This is a genomic window from Streptosporangium minutum (assembly GCF_002149035.1).
Lineage (GTDB): Bacteria > Actinomycetota > Actinomycetes > Streptosporangiales > Streptosporangiaceae > Streptosporangium > Streptosporangium minutum.
The window spans coordinates 1-22,290 of sequence record NZ_NGFP01000068.1 but is presented as its reverse complement, the minus strand read 5'-3'; the positions used below and the strand labels follow the sequence as shown (position 1 = coordinate 22,290).

General features: G+C 69.7%; 24 protein-coding genes. 9 read left to right on the top strand and 15 right to left on the bottom strand.

Annotated elements, in window-relative coordinates; all coding sequences use genetic code 11:
- Nucleotides 1-27 precede the first annotated feature (27 nt).
- Nucleotides 28-1,947, top strand: coding sequence for a glycoside hydrolase family 15 protein (locus CA984_RS16810; RefSeq protein ID WP_086573276.1), 1,920 nt, complete (start codon nt 28-30; stop codon nt 1,945-1,947).
- Here the strand turns inward: CA984_RS16810 and CA984_RS16805 are convergent.
- The 7 genes from CA984_RS16805 to CA984_RS16775 form a co-directional block, all read right to left on the bottom strand.
- Nucleotides 1,880-2,749 carry a universal stress protein gene (locus tag CA984_RS16805; RefSeq protein WP_165781286.1) on the bottom strand — a complete coding sequence of 290 codons (870 nt, stop codon included), beginning with the start codon at nt 2,747-2,749 and terminating at the stop codon, nt 1,880-1,882. The two genes, CA984_RS16810 and CA984_RS16805, sit on opposite strands and share 68 nt — an antisense overlap.
- Nucleotides 2,750-3,122: 373 nt before the next feature.
- Nucleotides 3,123-3,932, bottom strand: a complete 810-nt coding sequence (gene lepB / locus CA984_RS16800; protein ID WP_086573270.1) for a signal peptidase I — start codon at nt 3,930-3,932, stop codon at nt 3,123-3,125.
- Nucleotides 3,933-4,360: 428 nt separating this feature from the next.
- On the bottom strand, nt 4,361-4,570 hold the full coding sequence (locus CA984_RS16795) for a hypothetical protein (protein WP_086573267.1): 210 nt from the start codon (nt 4,568-4,570) through the stop codon (nt 4,361-4,363).
- 324 nt (nt 4,571-4,894) lie between these two features.
- Entirely contained in the window at nt 4,895-5,407 is a 513-nt protein-coding gene (locus CA984_RS16790) for an AAA family ATPase (protein WP_086573265.1), read from the bottom strand.
- A 344-nt stretch (nt 5,408-5,751) separates the two neighbouring features.
- Entirely contained in the window at nt 5,752-6,456 is a 705-nt protein-coding gene (locus CA984_RS16785) for a phosphatase PAP2 family protein (protein WP_086573263.1), read from the bottom strand.
- Between the two features lie 76 nt (nt 6,457-6,532).
- The gene (locus CA984_RS16780) at nt 6,533-7,273 is read right to left on the bottom strand and encodes a phosphatase PAP2 family protein (RefSeq protein WP_242675997.1); all 741 of its coding nucleotides are present in this window, start codon (nt 7,271-7,273) and stop codon (nt 6,533-6,535) included.
- A 52-nt stretch (nt 7,274-7,325) separates the two neighbouring features.
- A complete protein-coding gene (locus CA984_RS16775; RefSeq protein WP_133061692.1) occupies nt 7,326-7,709 on the bottom strand; it encodes a hypothetical protein in 384 nt (127 codons plus the stop codon).
- Between the two features lie 185 nt (nt 7,710-7,894).
- Here CA984_RS16775 and CA984_RS16770 point away from each other — a divergent pair, with 185 nt between their 5' ends.
- The 5 genes from CA984_RS16770 (at nt 7,895) to CA984_RS16750 (ending at nt 10,685) form a co-directional block, all read left to right on the top strand.
- Nucleotides 7,895-8,116, top strand: coding sequence for a hypothetical protein (locus tag CA984_RS16770; RefSeq protein ID WP_086573255.1), 222 nt, complete (start codon nt 7,895-7,897; stop codon nt 8,114-8,116).
- A gap of 95 nt (nt 8,117-8,211) precedes the next feature.
- Nucleotides 8,212-8,919 carry a GAF and ANTAR domain-containing protein gene (locus CA984_RS16765; RefSeq protein ID WP_086573252.1) on the top strand — a complete coding sequence of 236 codons (708 nt, stop codon included), beginning with the start codon at nt 8,212-8,214 and terminating at the stop codon, nt 8,917-8,919.
- Nucleotides 8,916-9,257, top strand: coding sequence for an STAS domain-containing protein (locus CA984_RS16760; RefSeq protein WP_165781285.1), 342 nt, complete (start codon nt 8,916-8,918; stop codon nt 9,255-9,257). Before CA984_RS16765 ends, CA984_RS16760 begins: the two co-directional genes overlap by 4 nt.
- Before the next feature lie 113 nt (nt 9,258-9,370).
- Nucleotides 9,371-10,441 carry a quinone-dependent dihydroorotate dehydrogenase gene (locus tag CA984_RS16755; protein ID WP_242675996.1) on the top strand — a complete coding sequence of 357 codons (1,071 nt, stop codon included), beginning with the start codon at nt 9,371-9,373 and terminating at the stop codon, nt 10,439-10,441.
- 40 nt (nt 10,442-10,481) lie between these two features.
- Nucleotides 10,482-10,685, top strand: coding sequence for a heavy-metal-associated domain-containing protein (locus CA984_RS16750; protein ID WP_086573244.1), 204 nt, complete (start codon nt 10,482-10,484; stop codon nt 10,683-10,685).
- 172 nt (nt 10,686-10,857) lie between these two features.
- Here the strand turns inward: CA984_RS16750 and CA984_RS16745 are convergent, their stop codons facing one another.
- The 4 genes from CA984_RS16745 to CA984_RS16730 all read right to left on the bottom strand — a co-directional run bounded on the left by CA984_RS16745 (nt 10,858) and on the right by CA984_RS16730 (nt 14,909).
- A complete protein-coding gene (locus CA984_RS16745) occupies nt 10,858-12,495 on the bottom strand; it encodes a beta-N-acetylhexosaminidase (protein WP_086573242.1) in 1,638 nt (545 codons plus the stop codon).
- 35 nt (nt 12,496-12,530) lie between these two features.
- Nucleotides 12,531-13,388, bottom strand: a complete 858-nt coding sequence (locus CA984_RS16740) for an N-acetylmuramoyl-L-alanine amidase (protein ID WP_242675995.1) — start codon at nt 13,386-13,388, stop codon at nt 12,531-12,533.
- Between the two features lie 64 nt (nt 13,389-13,452).
- A complete protein-coding gene (locus tag CA984_RS16735; RefSeq protein WP_086573238.1) occupies nt 13,453-13,701 on the bottom strand; it encodes a hypothetical protein in 249 nt (82 codons plus the stop codon).
- A gap of 122 nt (nt 13,702-13,823) precedes the next feature.
- Nucleotides 13,824-14,909, bottom strand: coding sequence for a LacI family DNA-binding transcriptional regulator (locus CA984_RS16730; RefSeq protein WP_086573236.1), 1,086 nt, complete (start codon nt 14,907-14,909; stop codon nt 13,824-13,826).
- A gap of 135 nt (nt 14,910-15,044) precedes the next feature.
- On the opposite strand from CA984_RS16730, the gene CA984_RS16725 reads away from it, so the two are divergent.
- Nucleotides 15,045-15,734, top strand: a complete 690-nt coding sequence (locus CA984_RS16725; protein ID WP_086573234.1) for a TetR/AcrR family transcriptional regulator — start codon at nt 15,045-15,047, stop codon at nt 15,732-15,734.
- Between the two features lie 156 nt (nt 15,735-15,890).
- Here CA984_RS16725 and bldC read toward each other — a convergent pair whose 3' ends face one another.
- Together bldC and CA984_RS16715 are read right to left on the bottom strand one after the other, a co-directional pair.
- Complete coding sequence (gene bldC, locus CA984_RS16720; RefSeq protein ID WP_012895355.1) at nt 15,891-16,094, bottom strand: developmental transcriptional regulator BldC; 204 nt, start codon at nt 16,092-16,094, stop codon at nt 15,891-15,893.
- Nucleotides 16,095-16,413: 319 nt separating this feature from the next.
- On the bottom strand, nt 16,414-17,271 hold the full coding sequence (locus tag CA984_RS16715) for a DUF8083 family protein (RefSeq protein ID WP_086573231.1): 858 nt from the start codon (nt 17,269-17,271) through the stop codon (nt 16,414-16,416).
- 222 nt (nt 17,272-17,493) lie between these two features.
- On the opposite strand from CA984_RS16715, the gene CA984_RS16710 reads away from it, so the two are divergent.
- Both CA984_RS16710 and CA984_RS16705 read left to right on the top strand, forming a co-directional pair.
- Nucleotides 17,494-18,597: a Glu/Leu/Phe/Val family dehydrogenase gene (locus CA984_RS16710; protein ID WP_207620900.1), complete on the top strand. Its 1,104-nt coding sequence runs from the start codon at nt 17,494-17,496 to the stop codon at nt 18,595-18,597.
- Between the two features lie 150 nt (nt 18,598-18,747).
- Nucleotides 18,748-18,981 carry a DUF3073 domain-containing protein gene (locus CA984_RS16705; RefSeq protein WP_012895352.1) on the top strand — a complete coding sequence of 78 codons (234 nt, stop codon included), beginning with the start codon at nt 18,748-18,750 and terminating at the stop codon, nt 18,979-18,981.
- A gap of 353 nt (nt 18,982-19,334) precedes the next feature.
- Here the strand turns inward: CA984_RS16705 and purM are convergent, their stop codons facing one another.
- The gene (gene purM / locus CA984_RS16700; protein WP_086573228.1) at nt 19,335-20,360 is read right to left on the bottom strand and encodes a phosphoribosylformylglycinamidine cyclo-ligase; all 1,026 of its coding nucleotides are present in this window, start codon (nt 20,358-20,360) and stop codon (nt 19,335-19,337) included.
- Nucleotides 20,361-20,460: 100 nt separating this feature from the next.
- Nucleotides 20,461-21,897, bottom strand: coding sequence for an amidophosphoribosyltransferase (purF, locus tag CA984_RS16695; RefSeq protein ID WP_086573226.1), 1,437 nt, complete (start codon nt 21,895-21,897; stop codon nt 20,461-20,463).
- Between the last annotated feature and the right edge of the window lie 393 nt (nt 21,898-22,290).

Genomic DNA, 22,290 nt, shown 5'->3' with positions numbered 1-22,290 from the left:
GAGGTCTCCAGGGAAAGCAGGTCATCCATGACCATGGATCCACCGGCGGGCGTGCTCTGCGACGCCTCACCGTTCCCCCCCATCGCGGACTACGGCTTCCTGTCCGACTGCGAGGTCACCGCTCTGGTCGCGCCGAGCGGAAACGTGGAGTGGCTGTGCCTGCCCCGCATGGACTCTCCCAGCGTGTTCGCCGCCGTCCTGGACCGGGACGCCGGAGGGTTCCGGATCGGTCCCGCGGACATCAGGGTGCCGGCCGCGCGCCGCTACCTGCCGGGCACCATGGCGCTGGAGACGAGCTGGGGCACGCCGACCGGCTGGATCATCGTCCGTGACCTGCTGCTCATAGGGCCCTGGCATCACGACGAGGAGCTGTCCAACACGCACAGGCGGGCGCCCACCGACTACGACGCCAGCCACGTGCTGCTGCGCACGGTGCGATGCGTCAGCGGGGAGGTGCAGATCACCCTCGACTGCGAGCCGGTGTTCGACTACGGGCGCAGGCCGGCCCACTGGGCCTACACGGACCGGGGCTACCACCAGGGCGCGGCCCGGGGCGACGGGGTGAATCTGGAGCTCAAGCTCACCACCGACATGCGGCTGGGGTTCGAGGGGACGCGGGCGACCGCGCGCACCCTGCTGCGAGAGGGGGACACCCGCTTCTGCGCGCTGTCGTGGACCGTTCACGAGCCGCCCTACACCTTCGCGGAGGCATACGAACGGCTCGTGTGGACCGCCCACCACTGGCAGCACTGGCTCGCCAGAGGCGACTTCCCCGACCACCCCTGGCGCAGCTTCCTGGAGCGCAGCGCCCTCACCCTCAAGGGCCTGACCTTCGCCCCGACCGGAGCGCTGATCGCGGCGGCGACCACCTCCCTGCCCGAGACGCCGGGCGGGGACCGGAACTGGGACTACCGCTACAGCTGGATCCGCGACTCGACCTTCGCGCTCTGGGGCCTCTACACCCTCGGATTCGACTGGGAGGCCGACGACTTCTTCTGGTTCATCGCCGACGTCGCGGAGCGGGACGATGAGCTTCAGGTCATGTACGGCGTCGACGGCGAGCGTGACCTGGAGGAGCACATCCTCGACTATCTGGACGGCTATGAGGGGGCCAAACCCGTCCGGGTCGGCAACGCCGCCTACAAGCACCACCAGCACGACGTCTGGGGGGCGGTCCTCGACTCCTTCTACATCCACACCCGGTCCCGGGACCGCCTGGACGAGCGGATCTGGCCCATCCTGAAGCGCCAGGTCGACGCCGCCGTCAAACACTGGCGGGAGCCCGACCGCGGCATATGGGAGGTGCGCGGCGACCCCAGGCACTTCACCTCGTCGAAGGTCATGTGCTGGGTGGCGGCCGACCGGGGTGCGCGGCTCGCCCGGCTCCGCCAGGACTTCCACCTGGCCGCGCGCTGGCAGGCGGCCGCCGACGAGATCCACGCCGACGTCTGCGCCAACGGGGTCACCGAGCGGGGGATCTTCAGGCAGCACTACGGCACCGACGCCCTCGACGCGTCGCTCCTGCTCATCCCGCTCGTGCACTTCCTGCCGCCCACCGACCCCAGGATCCGCGACACCGTTCTGGCCATCGCCGACGAGCTGACCGTCGACGATCTGGTCATGCGCTACCTGCCGAAGGAGACCGACGACGGCCAGGCCGGGGAGGAGGGGACCTTCACGATCTGCTCGTTCTGGCTCGTGTCGGCGTTCACGGAGATCAGGGAGGAAGCCCGTGCCCGCAGGCTCTGCGAGAAGGTCCTCTCCTTCGCCAGCCCCCTCGGTCTCTACGCCGAGGAGATCGACCCCGTCACCGGACGCCACCTGGGAAACTTCCCCCAGGCCTTCACCCATCTCGCCCTCATCAACGCGGTCATCCACATCATCCGGGCGGAACGCGGCTCGCTGACCTCGAAGACATGGCGAACGCCCGCGACGGGATCACTGTGACCGTGCACGACGCTCCGCGCAGCAGCGCCTGGGAGAGCAGGCCGAGCGGCAGCTCGACCGGGTCGTCCTGCTCACGGTCGCTGACCACCAGCAGGTCCGCGTGCTCGGCCGCGCTGTGCATCACCGCCGTGTGGGGCCGGGTCTCGACCATGGTCTCCACGTTCACCTGGGGATACTTCTCCTCCCACACCGAGATGGTGCCGTGGAAGCGGGCTGCCAGCGGTCGCGTGTCGTCGAGCTCCTCGGGGCACAGGCAGATCGCCAGCAGCGACGCGTGCCGCAGCTTCGCCTCCTCGAACGCCGTCCCGAGGCCCGACCGCTCCACGTTCGCGCCCTCCACTCCGACCACCACGCGGCCCGCGGCGGGCCGGGCGGACTCCCTGACGACGGCCACCGGGCAGTACGAGTGCGCGGCCGCCTGCATCGCGGTCGAGCCGATCTGCAGTTCCTCGAAGCCGCCCGTGCCGCGTGGTCCGACCGCGACCAGCTCCGCGGTGGACGACTCGCTCACCAGGACGACCGCAGGCGACCCCATCACGAGCTTCCCCCGCACCTCCAACCGGGGCGCCAGGCTGCGCGCGAGGCTCACTCCCGCGTCGAGCACGTGCTGGCCCATCCGCCGTACGGCCTCCAGCGTCTCGGGGGAGACGGGCGGCATGGGATAGGGCCACTGCCAGGCATGGCAGACGACCAGGGGAACGAATCGCATCCGGGCCTCGTTGACGCCCCACCGGAGAGCCTGCTTGCTCGCTGTCGAACCGTCGTATCCGGCGACCACCGGCCGCCCGTCGTTTGCCTGCATCGCGACCTCTTCCCCCTGCTTTCCCCTTGTTCCCCTCATCTCCATACTTGTCTTGTTCACCGGTGATGGCGAGCGCCACGCCAGGTCAGAGGGCTTCCCTTGGTGCTGGGCACGCGTGCGCGAGTGGCACACGGCACGCGGGCGCGGAGCCGTACGGCATGCGGGCACGGAGAGCCGTACGGCACGCGGGTGCGATCCGTAGGGCACGCGCGGGGCGCTCGCGGCACGGGTGAAGGCCGGGTCCGGGGCCCCCGGTGCTCCGGCGCGGGGGAGAGAAGACCCGGGGAGGTGGTCTCCCCGGGAGTGTCAGAGTCGCCGCGTCGCGGCCGTCAACGACCTCGGCGTGGCACTCAGAGCCGCTTCAGCAGGCGCCTCAGAGCCGCTTCAGCAGGCGGCGACGGCGCCAGAACACCAGGGGCAGCGCCCCGGCGACCCCGAGCAGGAACGGCGCCCCGGCGCCGACCGCCCCGGCGGCCTGGAGCGCGGGCTGGGAGAAGGTGTCGGGGATCGGGAGCGTGGTGGCGCGGGAGAACGGCCACACGATCACGAAGGCACGGCCGATCACCTGATCGACCGGGATCGTGCCGCCCCCCGGGTCGCCCTGGTGGGAGCGGGAGTCGTACGACACCGAACGGTGGTCGCCCATCACCCAGAGACGCCCCTCCGGTACCTTGATCTCGAAGTGCCTGCCCGACGGCTTGTCGTCGGGGTAGATGTAGCTCTCCTCCTCCAGCGGCACCCCGTTGACCGTGATGCGGTCCTTGGCGTCGCAGCACTTCACGACGTCGCCCGGCACGCCGATGACCCGCTTGATGTAGTCCTTCTCGCCGGGCACCACGCCGAAGACGGTGCCGGCCCAGTTGAAGAACGCCGCGACCGGGTTGGACGGCTCCGGGAGGTCGACCTCCCCCTTCCAGGAGTCGACGCCGGAGAAGACCACCACGTCGCCGCGCTCGATGTCACGGGTGTGGTAGACGAGCTTGTTGACCAGGACCCGGTCGTTGACGAGGAGCGTGTTCTCCATCGACTCCGACGGGATGTAGAACGCCTGGATGACGAAGCTCTTTATCAGCAGCGCCAGCAGGAGGGAGACCGCGACCAGCAGGGGGAACTCCAACCAGAACGAGCGCTTCTTCTTGCCGCTCTTGGCTGACTGCTCGATGTCTTCGGCGACCACGTGCACCTCGTCCTTGGCGGGGCGGCGTACGCCGTAGCCCGGTCTTCGCTAGTCAACGCTGACGAGCCTAAATCATTCTCGCCGCCGGCACCCCCTGTTGAGATGCTCGAAGAGCGTGAGGATCGCCACCCGGCGCCGCGGGCGAGAACGCGCGGATCGGCGGGGGAGAGGGAGCGCGGCACGCGTGACAGCAGTCCGGCGGGCGACCTCACCGGTGACCTGTCGCTAGGCTCCGAGGCATGAACCGTCGGATCGTCGCCATAGTGGTGCTTATCGGACTGATCGGGACGAGTGGTCTCGCAGTGGTCGCGTCCTGGGGGTTGTCGGGCTGAACCCGTGCCGGTGCCGCGGCACGCCGCCGGCGGGGCGGAGTGAGGCGCCGGGCCGCGGCATGGGCCGGATGCCGCGGCGGCTCACTCGACGGCCTGGCTCTCTCAGACGTTCACCATCGTGGCCTGGCCGGGGAGCCGCTCCTGCTGCGGCTGCTGCCTGGGCGCCTCGGGCTCCACGGGAGCCTCGGCGGGCGGGCAGGTGCAGTATCCGTTGGACACGATCAGGCGCCCTCGCTGCGGCGTGTACGTGCGGGAGTCGTTGGCGAGGAGAACACCTGTGCAGGTATGGCAGAGAACGGGTTGGGGATCCATGGGACGGCTTCCTTCCTGAGGGTAGCCGTCGAACACCGCTGGGTCCGGCCGGCTGGCTGCTCCTGCCCTAAAGAGGAGTCTTCAATCTCTCTATCGAGTCTTTATCTTACTTGGTAGCATAGGGTATTTATTCAATTACAGATAGTGACAAGTGGGCGTTGGTCCTCAGCCCTGAATGTAGTCGCCTCGGGGCTCGCGTGATCTAAAACCGGATAGGAAGTGGGGGAAAGCACCTCTATATCACTGTCGCCCCTTTCTACCTGTTGTGGTTTTTCTCACTCCTCTTCTCCGGCCCCGCCGCCTCGCGGTCCGTGACGCGTGGTCTCACGGCTCGCTGCGCGCGTGGGCGAGGATGTCCTCGACCGTCTCGGCGGGTGTCTGGTCCGAGGTGTCGAGCCAGAGGCCGATGCGGGGGGTCTGCCTGCGGAGGATCTGATCGAGCTGCCCGATCGCCCAGGCGTCATAGGCGTTCTTGCCCCGCGCCGCCTCGCGCTCGGCGACGACCTCGGGGCGCGGGGCCAGCACGACCACGGACAGCGGCCGGGTCTTGATCATGGCCACCATCTCGGGCAGGTGCTCGCCGAGGATCACGTCCTGCGCGACGACGGTGAATCCGGCCCGGGTGTAGCCGTCGCTCACCGTCGCGGTCAGCCGGTGGCGCAGCCGTAGCTGGTCCAGGGCCTCAGGGGAGGGGGTGGGCGTCATGTCCGCCCTGCCGTTGACCACCATGCGCCGGAAGCCGTCGCCGCGCACGTGCACCGACCGTGGCAGCCGTTCCGCCAGCAGCTGTGCGACCGTCGACTTGCCGGACGCCTGGATGCCGGTGATGACAAACACCTTCGCGACCTCCTGTGCGGATGAGGGCGACCGGTACCCGGTCGCGCGGACGGCGAGCGTGATCGCTCGACGCGTCCCGTGTCCCGCCGACCGTACCGCCGCATACTCCGCCCCCCGCGGACCCGGCCTCGGCGCGGTTCGCCGGTGCGGCGCGAGTCGAACCAGAGTCCGCGTATGTGGCAGGGAGATCTCCCTGGCTGCTCTCGGGCGGGGACACGCGGTCACCCTCGTGCGCGGCGCCCATGCGACCTACGACGGAGACGAGGCCGCCGCGGTGGTCTCCCGGAGGGGCGAGGAGGAGCCGGCCGCGGCGGGGGTCACGGTCGTGGATCCGGACGGGGTCCCTATGCTGTGGCCTTCTGCCGCACCACCGGCCGCTCTCCGGCCACCGGCTGTCGCCGCAGCAGCGCGTTGGCGGCCACCGCGATGCAGACCGCGCCGAGCAGGAGGCCCCAGCTCACGTCGCTCAGGTGGTGCATCCCGCGATACATCCGGGAGTAGGCGATCCCCAGCGGGACCGCCAGGCCGACGGCCCACCACAGCACGTTGAGAATCTTGTAGCGGTGGGTGTGGAGGGTCAGCACCAGGGCGACGGCGCAGTAGAACCCGACCGCGGCGCTGGTGTGGCCGGAGGGGAAGCTGGAGGTGGGCGGCGCGGGGTCGAGGTGCTGGACCAGGGGGCGCTTGCGCTGGGAGAAGACGGTCGCCAGCAGGAAGATGGCCGACTGGGAGAACACGGCCAGCAGCAGGAAGATCGACTCGTTCCAGCGCTTGAACGCCAGCCGGAAGACGACGATGAGCACCGCGGTGGCGATGATGATCGTCGGCATGTCCGACAGCTTGGTCATCTTGTCCGTGATGTCGTTCAGGAACGCCGTGCGGCCGTCCGCCAGCTGCTCGTTGACCCCCTGGTCGTTGGCGATCAGGGTGGTCGTCTGCAGGACCTTGGTGATGAGCAGCCCGACGCCGATCGTCAGGACGGCCATGATGGCCAGTGGCAGCAGGATGAGACGGGCCACGCCCTTGAAGTCGACCGACGTTTTAGACATGGCGCCCGAGCTACCCTCATTTTTACCTTCAGAACACCTCAGATTTCTTACTTCAGGACACCTGAGGTCTCTTACTTCAGGACACCTCGGGCTCGACGCCTTCCTTGTGCGGCTCGACCGGCCTGCGCCCCTCGGACCTGCGCCAGCTCTCGAACCCCGCGGCGATCCCCGCGACGACCACGACGCCCAGCGCGATCCCCGCCACCACGTCGCTGAACCAGTGGACCCCGAGGGCGACCCGGCTGTAGGCGACGAAGACCGTCAGGACCGCCGCGGCGGCCCAGAGCGCGATACGGGAGGTCCAGCTCCTCAGGTAGGGCAGCAGGAGAAGCACCAGGACGCACGTGCCCGTCGCCGCGCCCATCGCGTGCCCTGAGGGGAACGAGGCGCCCGGCGCCCACGACACCGGGTCGGGCAGGGCGGGCCGGGCCCGATGGACGATCTCCTTGACCGCCAGGTTCAGCAGGCCGCTGACGGTGATCGTGACGACCGCCCAGACCGCCAGGCGCCGCGCTCCCCGGAACCAGAACCAGGCCGCGGCCATCACCACCAGTGCGCGCCACACGTTCGGGCCGAGCACCTCAGTCGCCACGTTGAGGAAGCGCGCGTAGCCGGGATGGGCCAGGGCGTACGCATGGAGCCGGTGGGCCACGCTCTCGTCGAAGTCGTTCAGCGGCGCGAAAGAGGACATCACGAAGATCAGCAACAGGATGAACGGCACCGAGAAAAGCGCGACGGCCGCCGTCGCGACCGTGAGCCGCATGCCCAGCCGGCGGTCCGAATCATGGTGATCTTGACGATCGAGTAGCCTGACCATCGTTTATGGCTACCCTATGAGTGAGGGATATGCCTCAGTTCATCGGCGAGCCTCAGGCGGCGTGGCGGCTCTCCCGCCGGGTGGTCCAGCGCAGCACGTCGCAGTGGCGCCGCTCCGCCTCGGCGAGGGCGGACTCGTCGGTGTAGGAATCGAGCACGGCCCGCAGGTGCGGCATCTGCTCGGCGACGTCGGCCCAGGCCTGGGTGGGATCGTCGCAACCGAGCTCGATCAGCGCGTCCAGATGCGCGGCGTAGGCAGTCCACCACTGGCGGCTCAGCTCGGCCAGGAACCCGCCCAGACCGCCGAACTCCCGCTGGATTTCGGACTCCCACCAGGGCGGTACCGTGGTGTTGCCGGTCTCCGCCATATCGCGGAGCACGACATGCACCAGAGTGCGACGCCGACGGACGATGACGGAACGTGACAAGTTGCTCATGTCCCTACCTTGTCGCCCCCAGTTTGCGAAACGCTTAACGATCTATTGACGACAATGTGCGGCCATAGCGCGATAAGCAGGATTGGGAACCGCTTGGCCGTAGTCGCCGCACACCACTAGTCTTTAAGCTGCAGTTCATTCCGCCTTGCGTCCGCGGATCTACCTCAACGCGGAGAAAGCCTCTCATGGCCCAAGGTGTCGAATTCCCCCAGCTCGTCGACCGTGTTCCGAACGCCCTCGCGGGCGCGCTCGGGTCCGGCGGCGCGGCCCTGACGTCGATCGACGACCACGACCGGTCGCGCGCGGTCGCCGGTTCCGACGAGGACGGCCCTGCGGCTGGAGCCGGTGCGGGAAACGGCGGTCCGGGAAAGCCCTGGCGGGAGAACGCCTCGGCGAGCTCATGGTGACGGTCCTGCGGAACCTCACCCATAAGACTTCTATTCCTGGGCAGTCGTAGTGAGCAAGTCAAGTAACCAGGTCGACGCTGAAAGGCGCCACACATATGACGCACATTGACCCGGAAGCCCTGGTCGCCAGCCTAAGACGGCTTCAGACGACCTCGCCCACGACAGGCATAGTCCATCAGCTTGAGCGGGCCGTGGATGTCGTGGACACGCTTTTCGGTTATTCGGGTGCGGGCCTGATGTTTGCGGAGGAGGGGAGAGATCTGCGCTACTTGGTCGCGACCGACGACCGGGGCCGCAGCCTTGAGGGGGCTCAGCTCCACCTCGGCCAGGGTCCATGTGTGTCAGCCTATGAAGAGAACACCGCGGTGACCTCGTCCGACGTGCATGCGGACCCGCGCTGGCCGAAGCTCGCCGACCGGCTCCACCCCGAGGTGCGGGCGGTCGCCGGAGTGCCGGTGCGGCTTGGCGGCGACCCGGTGGGCACCTTGAACGTCTACCAGTCCGAGCCCTACGACTGGGACGAGTCGGATATCCAGGCCCTCTACGCCTATGCCGATGTGATCGAGCAACTGCTCACCGCGGCGATGGCGGCCGAGGAGAAGAGCGCCCTGGCCGATCAGCTCCAGTACGCCCTCGACTATCGGGTGATCATCGAGCGGGCCGTCGGCTACCTGATGGGCAAACACGATCTCACCGCCGCCCAGGCCTTCACCGGTCTGCGCAAGCAGGCCCGGGACAGTCGCCGCCGGGTCGCCGACCTGGCGGCCGAGGTGCTCGGTGAGGGGGCCGGCGAATTACGTTGATCACGGTCACGTCGCAGGCAGCCGGCGACGACAGGGCGGAGATCTCCGTATACGGCGATCTCGACGCCGTCACCGTCCACGAGCTGCGACGCGTCATGGCCGGGCACACCGCCGCGTATCTGGTGCTCGACCTGGCCCACGTGGGTTTCCTCGACTGCGCGGGCGCCAGGACCTTGCTCTGGGCGGACGGGCACGTATGTGGCCGGGGTGGTGTGATGGTCATCCGAAACCCCTCCGACCTGGTCCTCAGGCTGCTCCACCTGCTCCGGTTCGACCGGCATCTGCTGATCCACCGGTCCGGTGACACGGCCGGGACGAGTGATCCGCCGGTCCGGTGACACGACCGGGACGAGTGATCCACCGGTCCGGTGACACGACCGGGACGAGCGATCCGCCGGTCGGGTGACACGGCCGGGGCGTGCCCCGGCCCGCCGGGGGACTAACCTGATCGATGATGTATCGATTCGTGTTCACGCAGGTCCTCAGCCGCTTCGACCCGGAGGATGTGCACCATCTGACGGTCGGCGCGCTCCGCCTTCTCTCGGTGACGCCCGTGGTCAAGCGGCTCGTCCACCGCCGGCTCGCGCCGCGCGACCCCGCCCTGCGCGTTCAGGCCTTCGGCGTGCACTTCCCCGGCCCGTTCGGGCTGGCGGCGGGCTTCGACAAGGACGCCGGCTGCGTGGAGGCCATGTCCGCGCTCGGCTTCAGTCATGTCGAGGTCGGCACGATCACCGCGCACGCCCAGCCCGGGAACGCCAGGCCCCGGCTGTTCCGCCTGGTCAAGGACCGGGCGATCATCAACCGGATGGGCTTCAACAACGCCGGCGCGAGCGCCGCGGCCCGGGCGCTGGGCCGGCCCCGAGGCGTCCCGGCGGTCGTCGGCGTCAACATCGGCAAGACCAAGGTCGTGCCCGAGGCGGAGGCCGTCCACGACTACGTGGCCAGTGCCAAGGAGCTGGCTCCGCTGGCCGACTACCTGGTCGTCAACGTGAGCTCGCCGAACACGCCCGGCCTGCGCAACCTCCAGGCCGTCGAGCTGCTGCGCCCGTTGCTCCAGGCGGTCAAGGAGGTCGCCGACAGCACCCCCAGGCGCACCCCGTTGCTGGTCAAGATCGCCCCCGACCTGGCCGACGACGACGTGGACGCGGTCGCCGACCTGGCCCTCGAACTCGGGCTCGACGGCATCATCGCGACCAACACCACGATCAGCCGCGAGGGCGTCTCCAGCACCGCGACCGGCGGACTGTCCGGCCGCCCGCTGAAGGCCCGCTCGCTGGAGGTGCTGCGCAGGCTCCGCGCCCGGGTGGGCGACCGCCTGGTGCTCGTCTCCGTCGGCGGCGTCGAGAACGTGGACGACGTCTGGGAGCGGCTGCTCGCCGGAGCCACCCTGGTTCAGGGCTACAGCGCGCTGATCTACGAGGGCCCCCTCTGGGCGCACCGCGTCCATCGAGGGCTCTCCCGGCGCCTCCGCCGTCACGGTGTCAGGGACCTGCGCGAAATCATCGGCCGCACCGCGACCTGAGTAATACCCTGGGAGGGTAACTCTGGACATGGGAGGCGCGATGAGCGTGACCACATATACCGTCACCGGTATGACCTGCGGCCACTGTGTGAGCTCGGTCAAGGAAGAGGTCGGCGAGGTCCCCGGCGTCACCGGGGTCGACGTCGACCTGCAGAGCGGCCGGGTGGACGTCTCGGGCGACCCCCTCGACGACGCCGCCATCCGCGCCGCCATCGCGGAAGCCGGCTACGAGGTGGCCGGCTGACCGCGCGGCCCCGTTCCGCGCGGCCTCGTTCCGCACGGCCTCGTTCCGCACGGCCCCGTGCCGCGCGGTCCTGATCCGCGCGGCCTCGATCCGTACGGCTCCGCCGCGCCGGTCCGTGAACCCGGGCGGCTGTTCCCCGCAGGCCCGTCAGCCCCTGGCGGGCCTGCGGGGGTCACATGCTCGGCCGGGTGGAGTCGGCGAGGTGGGTCATCTCCTCCAGGTGCCTCATGACCTCGTCCACCTTGACGACCCCCGGGCGGTGGCGGCGGTGGCCGGTTCCGCCGAGCTGCCAGGGGCGCGGGCCGGCCGGCGGGCGGTACTCGACCCCCAGAGCGTCCAGACGGCCCAGGTGCCCTTCGAGCCGCTCCTCGAATCCGGAGCCGGTCGAGCCGGACCAGGCGACCTCGGCCAGCGCGCAGCCTCGCGGCCAGGCCCGGTAGTCCACCGCCCGGCCGTCGGGCAGACGCTCGCTCCACAGCTGGAACTGCGCGCCGAGCACGTGCTCCCGCTGCTCGGCCGTCCACGACTCCGGCGCGGGGACGAAGGCCGCGACGTCCGACACGGTGATCGCGTCGCCGATGGCGAGCGGCTCCTCCTCCGAGGAGGTCTCGGCGTAGTCGAAGTACAGCGGGAAGACCGGCGTCTGCACCACGTCGTGCCCGGCCTCGGCGGCGCGCCGGGCCACCCCCGGACCGCGCCACGGCATCACGATCGTGTCGGGCCGCAGCGTGCCGCTGACGAACGCCTCGTCCCAGACGACCGCCCGGCTGCCCCGCTCGGCCAGCAGGTCCGCCAGCCTGCGCAGGAACCAGGCGTGCAGGTCGCTCAGACTCTCCAGGCCGAGCTCCTCCCGGAACGCGACGATCTCCGCCGAGGCGGCCCAGTCGTCGAGCACGCACTCGTCCCCGCCGAGGTGCACGTAGGGGGTCTCGCCCAGCGCGCCGAGGATCTCGTCGATCACCGAGATCAGGAAGTCGATCGTCGAGGGGAGCGGGGACAGGATCGCGGGGGAGATGCCCCACCGGTCCAGCACGGGGAAGGGCTCGGGCTCCCGGCCGCCGGTGGCCCGCGCGTCGAGCGAGGGGTAGGCCGCGAGGATCGCCGAGGCGTGTCCCGGCACGTCGATCTCGGGCACGACGGTCACGGCCCTGGCCCGGGCGTAGGCGGCGATCTCCGCGAGGTCGTCCAGCGTGTAGTAGCCGCCGTGCGGCACCTCGTCGTAGGCCGGGTCGTCCTTGTAGTGGCTGGTGATCGTGCGCGGCCGGTGCGAGGCCACTTCGTGCAGCCTGGGGGCGACCCGGCTCTCGACCCGCCATCCCTGGTCGTCCACCAGGTGGAGGTGGAGCCGGTTCAGCTTGTGCGCCGCCATGAGGTCGACCATCCGCAGCACCTCACGCTTGGGCATGAAGTGCCGGGCCACGTCCAGGTGGACGCCGCGCCAGGAGAACCGGGGCGCGTCCTCCACCCGGCCGCACGGGACGGTCCAGCCCGCCTGGGCGACCGTCCGGAACGCCGCATCGGGGAGCAGCTGCCGCAGTGTCTGGCCCGCGTAGAAGGCCCCCGCGCGGTCTCCGGCCGTGATCCGCACGCCGGCGGCCGTCACCTCCAGCGTGTAGGCCTCCGCGTCCAGCGACGCGTCCCGCTCCACCACGACCGCTCCGGCCTCCGCAGGCTGCGGATCCAGTACGGCGAGCGCGAGCCGTACCCCGTCCACCAGCTCGGCGGGACCGGAGACGGGGGTGCCGGGCGGGAGCGGGAAGGAGCCGTCCGCAGGCGCGAAGACGACGGGACGCGGCAGAAGGTCAGTCATGCCTCAAATAATGCCAAATTGGACTAGACCACGCATTAATTGAGGTATTTCTGCAGCCCGTCGGCGAGGGAGAGCGCCAGCTTCTGGCGGAACGCCGGGTTCTGGAACTTGGCCGCGTCGCCCGGGTTCCTCATGTTGCCGGACTCGACGAAGATCTTGGGAACCGTGGAGAGGTTCAGGCCGCCGAGGTCGTTGCGGAAGCTCAGGGCCTTGCTGCCGATGTAGGTGGAGTACGGCAGGCCGGCGACCGACTTGATGGAGTCGCGGACGTCGAGGCCGAGCCTCCTGGACGACTCCACCACCGGGTCCACCGGGCCGTTGATCTTCTTCGGAATGATCACATGGAAGCCGTGCCCGGAGGAGGGCGCCCCGTCGGCGTGGACCGAGATCGCCGCGTCCGCCTTGGCCTTGTTGCCGATCGCCGCCCGCTCGGTAATGCACGGGCCCACACCGGAGTTGTCGGGCCGGGTCAGCTTCACCGTCGCGCCGCGCTCCTTGAGGATCTTGGCCAGGCGCTGGGAGACGTCCCACGTGAAGGCGGCCTCGCTGTAACCGTTGTCGGTGGCGGTGCCGGTGGTGTCGCAGGCCTTCCACTGGGTCAGGACGTTGACCTTCTTGTTGATCTTCGAGGGGTGCTTGTAGTTGAGCCCGTTGTGACCCGGGTCGATGACCACGACCTTGCCGCTCAGCGGCCGGGCCGGGGCGCTCTTGCCCGCCGGGGGAGTGGCCGTGGCGGACGCCGCCGCCTTGGTGGCCTGGGCCACGGTGTGGGAGGCGGGGCTGTCGTTCCGTGCCGAGCCCGCGGTGGCGCCGCCGACGGTACCGCCGCAGGCGGCGGCGCTCAGACCGCACACGACAAGGGCCGCCGCGAATGCTTTGCTGGTCACGTTCATCCCCCTCGAAGGAAATCCGTCAACCACCCAACCTACGCGGCCCGGCGCCGTGACTCGGCCGTAGTCACCAGACGTGTTCCCCCGTCTCCTGCTTCTGCAGGAGTGAGGCGAGCTCCCTGGCGTCCTCGGCGTCCAGGCCCAGGACCACGCGCGGACGTCCCCATGGATGGTCGATCGAATGGGCCACGTAGCTCGCCACGGACTCGGCGCCGGCATCCCCGCTCCGGCCCCGGGTGGCGCGCCAATGCGCCCACGCCCTCTCCAGCTCGGCAGCCGCGCGCTGGGCGCAGGACACCAGTTCCGGATCACGCATTGTTACCCCCTCTCGTCACATCTGAGTCAACACCAGGGCTCCCCCGCCATTTCGATGCTTGACCTGTTTTTGACGAGTCCTAGGGGCCGCCTGGGCGTGGTGTAACGCTCCAGGCGGCCCCTCTACCCCTGAGCGGGGCCGGTGCTGCGCCGTACGACGAGCTCGGGGGTGACCTGGCGCAGGCGCGAGGTCTTCCCCGGGTCGCCGATCCGGTCGCTGAGCAGCGTCGCCGCCGAGCGGCCCATCGCCCGGCGGGGCTGGTCGACGGTGGTCAGCGAGATCGGCTGGGCCCCCGCGAGGTGGGTGTTGTCGTACCCGATCACCGAGAGGTCCTCGGGCACCCGCAGACCCAGCTCGGCCGCCGCGGCGAGCACGCCTATGGCGACCGCGTCGTTGGCGGCGAAGATCGCGGTGGGCCGGGGGTCGCGGGTCAGCAGGCTCCGCGCGGCCAGCATGCCGCCCTCTTCGGTGCAGTCGCCCTGCTCGACCATGATGTACGGCGCCAGCGCGTGCCTGCGCATCGCGACCAGGTAACCCTCGCAGCGGAACCGTCCGGACGAGGAGCGGGTGCCCTCGATGTGGGCGATCCGGCGGTGGCCGAGCCCCACGAGGTGGTCGATGGCCAGGCGGGCGCCGAGCTGGTCGTCGTCCACGACGATGTCCACGCCGCCGAGGTCGATGTCGCGCTCGCCCACCACGACCGTCGGCGTGTAGCCGGTGGCCTCGATGAGCGTCTCGCTGGTGGGCGCGATGCCGAGCAGCACGAGCCCGTCCACCCGCAGTTCCAGGAACGCCTCGACCGCCTCGTCCTCGAACGCCGGATCCCACTGGCTGTTGCCGATGAGCAGCCGGAGCCCGTCGCCGTGCAGGCTCTCCTGCAGGCCGTCGAGGAACTCGGCGTAGAACGGGTTGTGCAGGTCGGCGACGAGCGCCCCGACCAGGTGGGTGCGGCCTTCGACCAGGCTGCGCGCGACCGCGTTGGGCCGGTAGCCGAGTTCTCTGGCCGCCTGTAGCACGGCTTGCCTGCGGTGCTCGCTGACGTGCGGCGAACCGCGCAGAACAAGCGAGACCAGTGATTTGGAGACACCGGCCCGCTCGGCCACGTTGCGGATCGTGGGCCGTGGGCGTGGTCCGAAGCCGTCCGGCGAGACGGGCTCGGCGAACCCACGGGCTCGGGTGACGGTGGTGTTGACCGACGGTCCTGACATGGCTCTCCCCCGGGATGGTGGATGGGCACCTGTCACTCAAAACGATCGAGTTCCGAATGGGGTACGGCTTCCGCCCAAGGGAACTCCGATCTTGACGTCACCGCCGCCGCAGCGGACTCCGATAGTCTGCGGACTGTGGGTTCGACATCCGGAGCCGCCAAGCAGGCCAAACCTGTGGCGGAGGGCGCGCGACCGGCGCGGCGCAGACTCAGCGTGGACCGGCGTCGCGAGGAGCTCATGGCGGCGGCTCTGGAGCTGTTCAGCACGCGTGACGCCGAGGACGTCTCCATCGACGACGTGGCCTCGGCGGCGGGCGCGTCACGGGCCCTGGTCTACCACTACTTCGGCGGCAAGCAGGAGCTCTACGTCGCCGCGCTGAAGAGCGCCGCGGCCCAGCTGGAGGCGCGGCTGCGGCCCCCCGAGGGCGGCCGCCCGCTCGACGACCTCTCCGGAGGGCTGACCCGCTACTTCGACTTCGTCGAGGAGCACGCTGCCGGTTTCGCCGCGCTGCTCAAGGGCGGCCCCGCCAATCGCAGCGGCGAGATCGGTGAGATCGTCGACAGCGTCCGGCACCGCCTGTTCCGCCTCATCATGAAACAGATGCGGGTCGACGAGCCGGGGCCCGCGCTCCGGATCACGCTGCGTTCGTGGATCGCCTCCGTCGAGACGGCCGGTCTCGACTGGCTGGAGCACCGGGACATCGAGCGTCCGGCGCTTGAACGCATGCTGGTCGATCAGATGGTGGCGCTGCTCGGAGTGGCCGCGGCTCACGATCCGCAGGTCGAGCGGCTCCTTGAGGGCCTGGTCCGCGAGCACGCACCGTAGTCGGCCGGGTCGCGGAAGATCGGCGGAGGCCGTACGGGACGATGCCGGGGCGGCGCCGGGCGGGCGACGCCGCTCCCCACAAACAACCCGTGTGGCCTACGCGCTCACGCGGTGGGCGCACACGTGGTCCCCCCTAGGTCCGTGACGGCCCCCGTCTTACTCGGTGCGCTGCTGCGGAATCCCCGCGAGCAGCGCGCGAACCTCGGTCTCCCGGTAGCGGCGGTGCCCACCAAGAGTGCGGATGGACGTCAACTTGCCGGCCTTCGCCCACCGTGTAACGGTCTTGGGATCGACGCGGAACATGGTTGCGACCTCCGCCGGGGTGAGCAGCGGCTCTGCCTCGGGTGTACGAGCTGACATTTGTGCGGCCTCTCCTCCATGTGGACCGGCGACAGCGATCCTGCGACTTGACGCTTGTCACGGATGTCCCCCTATGGCCCCTTGCGTGCGGCTGTTCGGGCCATATGCGGCATCACCCGATGTGACCATACAGCCACGTAGAGCGATTGGCGAGCCTTTGAGTGGCTCATCTCTCTTGTGTACCTGTTGTTGTCACGCTCGGTGATTCTAGCGACACGTTTCGTGGTATCGCAGTGAAAACGGCAAACTACTCAGTTCGTAGACGTGTCGCCGGTCATCGACCGAACTACTTATGCAGGTCAGAGGGATGATTTGCGACTCAGTTTGCTGATTCGAGAAGTTGTATTGATCGCCAACGGAGAATGACCCGCTGGTACATGGCGAAGGCCAACTCTTCCTCGCCGGTTTCCAGACCGGTGAGAGCGGCCGCGAGCTCCGCCGCGGACTGGTCGGCCTGGAGTCTCTCGGCGTCCATGAGATGGACGATGCCGCCGTAGTCGAGCTCCACCAGCGAGTGCGGGTGGAACTCCTCCAGCCAGCGCGCCACCTCCTCGACCTCGGCGGTCACCGCCACCTCGCCCACCTGCCTGCGGATGATCTGCAGGGCGCGGGCGCTGCGGCGGCGGGCGTGGGCCATGGAGGTGACGTAGATGAGGTTACGGGTGGTGGTCGTGCCCCCCGGGCCCCGCTGCCCGTCGAGGACCAGCCAGCGCTCGTTGCCGTCGAAGGGCACGAACCAGGACGTGGGAACGTGCCATGTCGAGGTCCGGATGTGGGTGCGCAGGGCGGCCGAGCCGCTGCGGCGCTTGAACCTGTCGAAGTCGTCGGCCGTCTGCTCCGCGACGGAGATCGGGACGAACCGCTCCATCAACCTCACCGGCGTCGCCCCGCGGAAGCGCGAGAAGGCCAGCCACGACCGCAGCCTGCTCTGCCAGGGGCAGACGTAGAGCACGTCCTCCACGCGTCTGAGATAGGCGTTGGGGCTCTCCTGGGCGGGCGCAGGGGCGGGCGGAACCCCCAGGAGGCGGAGGACCGCCTCGCCGTGCTCGGCGTGGAGCGCGCTCGCGCGGCGGGGCCGGTCGGCCGCCTCGGCGTAGGCGGCCCACGTGACGCGTTCCGACGGGGTGAACGCGGCCAGTGGTTCATAGACACGGAGGTACGCGGCATAGGGCAGCACGACCGCATCGTGTCACGAAGGACCTGTTGTTGTCCGGTATCGACCCTGTGTGAGCCGTGGCGTCGCTTGTCGCGTCCCGAGTGCCGAGGTGGCGTCGCCTGTCGCGTCTCGGTTGGTGAGACCGAGCCGTTCCTCCCCTCGTTCCACCCCGAGTTCTGGTTACGCTGAGAGTGATCTCCGCCGCGACGGAGCGGCGGACCTGAACGACCGGGAGTCACCACCGTGACCGACGTCTTCGGGCTGTCCCACAAGGACACCAGCCCCGCAAGCGGCCAAGCCAAGCATGAGCAGGTCATCTTCTGCTCCGACGAGCGCAGCGGCCTCCACGCGATCATCGCGATCTACAACACCGCCCTCGGCCCGAGCCTCGGGGGCACCAGGTTCTACCCCTACGAGAACGAGCAGGCCGCACTGGCCGACGTGCTCAACCTCTCGCGGGCGATGGCCTACAAGAACGCCCTGGCCGGACTCGACCTCGGCGGCGGCAAGGCCGTCATCATCGGCGATCCGGCGACCGGCAAGAGCGAGGCGCTGCTGCGCGCCTACGGCCGGTTCGTGCAGTCCCTGGGGGGCCGCTACTTCACGGCGTGCGACGTGGGCACCTACAGCGAGGACATGGACATCGTGGCCCGCGAGAGCTCCTACGTGACCGGCCGCACGGTGGCCAACGGCGGAGCCGGCGACTCCTCGATCCTGACCGCCTACGGCGTGTTCCAGGGCATGCGGGCCGCCGCCGAGCACACCTACGGCGCGCCGTCGCTGCGCGGCCGGCGGGTCGGCGTCGAGGGCGTGGGCAAGGTGGGTCACCGCCTGGTCGACCACCTCGTCGAGGACGGCGCCGAGGTCGTGCTCTGCGACGTCAGCGAGCAGGCGATCGACCAGGTCCGGCGGCGCCACCCCCAGGTCGAGGTCGTCGCCGGCCGGCTGGAGCTCACCGGGGCCGACATCGACGTCTACGCGCCCTGCGCGCTCGGCGGGGCGCTGGACGACGACACGGTCGCCCGGCTGCGTGCCACGATCGTCTGCGGCGGGGCCAACAACCAGCTGGCCCACCCGGGAGTGGAGAAGGAGCTCGCCGACCGCGGCATCCTCTACGCGCCCGACTACGTGGTCAACTCCGGCGGAGTCATCCAGGTCGCGGACGAGATCCAGGGGTTCAACATGGACAGGGCCAGAGCAAAGGCGACCCAGATCTACGACACGACTCTCAAGATTTTTGCGGCGGCGGCGGAGGATGGCGTTCCCCCGGCGGTCGCAGCCGATAGGCTAGCCGAACGCAGAATGTCGGAAGTCGGGCGAATTAGGGGCATTTGGCTAGGCCGCTAGTCCCTCGCGCCCATACGGCGTACCGACCCGGGCGTAAAACAGGTACGGTTGTAGTCGAACGAGAGCTGACGCCTCAAGTCAGGTGGCGTCAGTGCGTGGTGCGTTAGCGACGAGGGGTCGGGCACGACCCCACACGAGGGGGTCGAGCCAATGGGGCGCGGCCGAGCAAAGGCCAAGCAGGTCAAGGTTGCTCGCCAGCTGAAGTACAACAGCGGTGGCACTGATCTTGAGCGTCTTCGCGACGAGCTCGGAGTCAGAGACGACTCCAACCACAACGACGACGCCGACGACTCCTACGATGAACTGGCGGATCGGTATGCCGATTACGCCGATGACTTCGGCTCCGGAGACGACCGGGACGAAGGGACGCCCGGTCGCCGCTAGGCGAGCTTCAGGTTGTGTGAGCAGGCACCCGGTGGTCACAGGCCGCCGGGTGTTTTCTCCGTGCGCGTCAGTCCGTGACAGCGCCCCGGTGATCCGGGGCGCTGTTCGGCATGTCCGCCCCTGACGACGATTTCCACGGTACGGCGGGGCACGGCGTTTCCGCGTGCGCGGGGAGCCGGCTGGGAGCCGTCATCTCTGTCCCCGGTCCGGCGGTCTCCGCGGGTACGGCGGGGCGCCGATGTTTCCGCGGGCGGGGAGGCCGGTGGACGGCCATGCCGTACCGGGTGGTCCCGTCCGCGGTGCGGGGCGCCGGCCGGTGACGGCCGGCGCCCTCCTGGCATCGGTCCGCCCGGCTAGCGGTAATGTGCCCGGCCGGTGCCGGGGACGATCTCGCCGAGCACCCAGGCCGGGAGGCCCCGCTCCTTGAGCAGGGCCAGGGCCGGGTCGACGGCGTCGGCGGGGACGATCGCCGCCATGCCCACACCCAGGTTGAAGGTGCGGTCCATGTCGGCCTGGGCGACCTTGCCGTGCCCCGCGAGCACCTCGAAGACGGCGGGCGGGGTCCACGACGAACGGTCCAGCAGCGCGTCCAGCGCCGGCGGCAGGGAGCGGGACAGGTTGCCCTCCAGGCCGCCGCCGGTGATGTGCGCGTACGCGTGGACGTCGATCGAGCGGGCCAGCTCCAGGCAGTCCAGGGAGTAGATCCTGGTCGGCTCCAGCAGCTCCTCGCCCAGGGTCCGGCCGAGCTCGGCGAGCTCGGCCTCCAGGGAGAGCCCGGCGAGCTTGATGATGTGCCGGACCAACGAGTAGCCGTTGGAGTGCACGCCGGAGGAGGCCAGCGCCAGCACCACGTCGCCCTCGCGCACCCGGTCCCGGCCGAGCATCCTGTCGGCCTCCACCACGCCGGTGGCGGCGCCCGCGAGGTCGTACTCGCCGGCGCCCATGGCCCCGGGGTGCTCGGCCGTCTCGCCGCCGATCAGCGCGCAGCCCGCCAGGCGGCAGCCCTCGGCTACGCCGCCCACGATCTCGGCGATCCGCTCGGGGACGACCTTTCCGCAGGCGATGTAGTCGGTCATGAACAGCGGCTCGGCGCCGCAGACCACCAGGTCGTCCACGACCATGCCGACCAGGTCGATGCCGATCGTGTCGTGCTTGTCCAGGGCCTGCGCCAGCATGACCTTGGTGCCCACCCCGTCGGTCGAGGTGGTCAGCAGCGGACGGCGGTAGCTCAGCAGGGCCGAGGCGTCGAAGAGGCCGGCGAAGCCGCTGGCGTCGTCCACCACCTCGGGCCGCCGTGACCGCGCGACCTTCGACTTCATCAGCTCGACGGCGCGCTCGCCCGCGTCGATGTCCACGCCGGCAGCGGCGTAGCTGGTCATGCGTCCCCCTCCCCCGGTCGCACGACCGAGGTGCTGTGCTTGTCGGCCCGCCCGAGTGCGGCCTGCCTGGCCGGCCCCGTGGTCTCCGTGCCGCGGCGGCTCAAAGCTTGGCCTCCAGGACGTACTTGCCCACGTTGTCGCGGTCGATGGCGATCGGGTAAACGCCGTCGAAGCAGGCGCGGCAGAGCCGCTCGGCCGGGATCGTGGTGGCCTCGGTCAGGCCCTCCAGCGAGATGTAACCGAGGGAGTCGGCCCCGAGAGAGGCGCGGATCTCCTCCACGCTCAGCGAGCCGGCGATCAGCTCGGCCCGGGTGGCGAAGTCGATGCCGTAGAAGCACGGCCAGGAGACCGGGGGGGAGGAGATCCGGACGTGGACCTCCCGCGCACCGGCCTCGCGCAGCATCTTGACGATCGCCCGCTGGGTGTTGCCGCGCACGATCGAGTCGTCCACGACGACCAGGCGCTTGCCCGCGACGACTTCCTTCAGCGGGTTGAGCTTGAGCCGGATGCCGAGCTGGCGGATCGTCTGCGACGGCTGGATGAAGGTCCGGCCGACGTAGGAGTTCTTGACCAGGCCCTGGCCGTACGGGATCCCGCTCTCCTCGGCGTAGCCGACGGCGGCGGGGGTGCCCGACTCGGGCGTCGGGATGACCAGGTCGGCGTCGACCGGGTGCTCGCGGGCCAGCACGCGGCCGACCTCGACGCGGGTGGTCTGCACGCCGCGCCCGGCGATCGTGGTGTCGGGACGGGCCAGGTAGACGTATTCGAACAGGCAGCCCTTGGGCTCGGCCAGCGCGAACCTCCGGGACCGCACGCCGCGCTCGTCGATGGTGATCAGCTCGCCGGGCTCGATCTCGCGGACGAAGACGGCGCCCACGATGTCCAGGGCGGCGGTCTCGGACGCGACGACCCAGCCGCGTTCCAGCCGGCCCAGCACCAGCGGGCGGATGCCCTGCGGGTCACGGGCCGCGTAGAGCGTCGTCTCGTCCATGAACACGAGTGAGTACGCGCCCTTGACCTGGGGCAGGAGCTCGGCGGCCGCGTCGTCGATGGGCTGGCTGCGGTCCTGGGCCAGCAGCGACGTCAGCACCTCGGTGTCGGTGGTCGCCCTCGTCGAACCCGGAGCGAGACGCCGGGCCAGCTCCGGGGTGTTGATCAGATTCCCGTTGTGGGCGAGCGCGAGCCCGCCCTCCTCGGTCGAGCTCAACGTCGGCTGGGCGTTCTCCCAGACGCTCGACCCGGTGGTCGAGTAGCGGCAGTGACCGATGGCCAGGTGGCCGCGGAGGGTTCCGAGCACCGACTCGTCGAAGACCTGGGACACCAGGCCCATGTCCTTGTAGACGAGGATCCGGCTGCCCTCGCTGACTGCGATGCCCGCGGATTCCTGCCCACGGTGCTGCAGCGCGTACAGCCCGTAGTAGGTGAGTTTGGAGACTTCTTCCCCAGGGGCCCAGACGCCGAAGACGCCACATGCGTCCTTCGGGGGTCGGTCCTGGGGGTCAAGGTCATGGCTCAGATGGCCGTCGCCCTTCAGCACATGCTTCAGTCTAGGTCGGTCTCGTCGTTGTTCGCACCGCGGGGGCACGTCTGCCCGATGTCCCACTTTGACGGAACAATCGTCGGGGTTTTGCCGTGTCGGTCTGTTTCATCGCAAAGAGGCAGGGGAGTGTGAGGTATCCGGCATGCCTACGCGTCGGGAGAACAGACGTGACAACACCTGAGGATCCCAACCAGCCTGACCCGCGGCGCGAGCCGCGGGACCGGCGATCCGAGCGGGAGGGGGCGGGCCCGGAGCAGTCCTCTGGCATCTCCGAAGAGGCGGCCGTTCCGGGCGAACCGGACGATTCCGACTCCACGGTTTTCCGTCCGGCGGACCCTTCCACGTGGTCGGCGCCCGATCCCCCCGACCCCCTGCACCCGTCGTCCGAGC

Coding starts and splice junctions, on each gene's coding strand:
- CA984_RS16750 (WP_086573244.1), top strand. CDS start 10,482: ATGAGCGTGACCACATATACCGTCACCGGTATGACCTGCGGCCACTGT.
- CA984_RS16770 (WP_086573255.1), top strand. CDS start 7,895: ATGGCCCAAGGTGTCGAATTCCCCCAGCTCGTCGACCGTGTTCCGAAC.
- CA984_RS16780 (WP_242675997.1), bottom strand. CDS start 7,273: ATGGTCAGGCTACTCGATCGTCAAGATCACCATGATTCGGACCGCCGG.
- CA984_RS16735 (WP_086573238.1), bottom strand. CDS start 13,701: ATGCGTGATCCGGAACTGGTGTCCTGCGCCCAGCGCGCGGCTGCCGAG.
- CA984_RS16740 (WP_242675995.1), bottom strand. CDS start 13,388: ATGAACGTGACCAGCAAAGCATTCGCGGCGGCCCTTGTCGTGTGCGGT.
- CA984_RS16730 (WP_086573236.1), bottom strand. CDS start 14,909: ATGTCAGGACCGTCGGTCAACACCACCGTCACCCGAGCCCGTGGGTTC.
- CA984_RS16785 (WP_086573263.1), bottom strand. CDS start 6,456: ATGTCTAAAACGTCGGTCGACTTCAAGGGCGTGGCCCGTCTCATCCTG.
- CA984_RS16810 (WP_086573276.1), top strand. CDS start 28: ATGACCATGGATCCACCGGCGGGCGTGCTCTGCGACGCCTCACCGTTC.
- CA984_RS16775 (WP_133061692.1), bottom strand. CDS start 7,709: ATGAGCAACTTGTCACGTTCCGTCATCGTCCGTCGGCGTCGCACTCTG.
- bldC (WP_012895355.1), bottom strand. CDS start 16,094: ATGTCAGCTCGTACACCCGAGGCAGAGCCGCTGCTCACCCCGGCGGAG.
- purM (WP_086573228.1), bottom strand. CDS start 20,360: ATGACCAGCTACGCCGCTGCCGGCGTGGACATCGACGCGGGCGAGCGC.
- CA984_RS16755 (WP_242675996.1), top strand. CDS start 9,371: ATGATGTATCGATTCGTGTTCACGCAGGTCCTCAGCCGCTTCGACCCG.
- CA984_RS16745 (WP_086573242.1), bottom strand. CDS start 12,495: ATGACTGACCTTCTGCCGCGTCCCGTCGTCTTCGCGCCTGCGGACGGC.
- CA984_RS16765 (WP_086573252.1), top strand. CDS start 8,212: ATGACGCACATTGACCCGGAAGCCCTGGTCGCCAGCCTAAGACGGCTT.
- CA984_RS16805 (WP_165781286.1), bottom strand. CDS start 2,749: ATGCAGGCAAACGACGGGCGGCCGGTGGTCGCCGGATACGACGGTTCG.
- CA984_RS16705 (WP_012895352.1), top strand. CDS start 18,748: ATGGGGCGCGGCCGAGCAAAGGCCAAGCAGGTCAAGGTTGCTCGCCAG.
- CA984_RS16795 (WP_086573267.1), bottom strand. CDS start 4,570: ATGGATCCCCAACCCGTTCTCTGCCATACCTGCACAGGTGTTCTCCTC.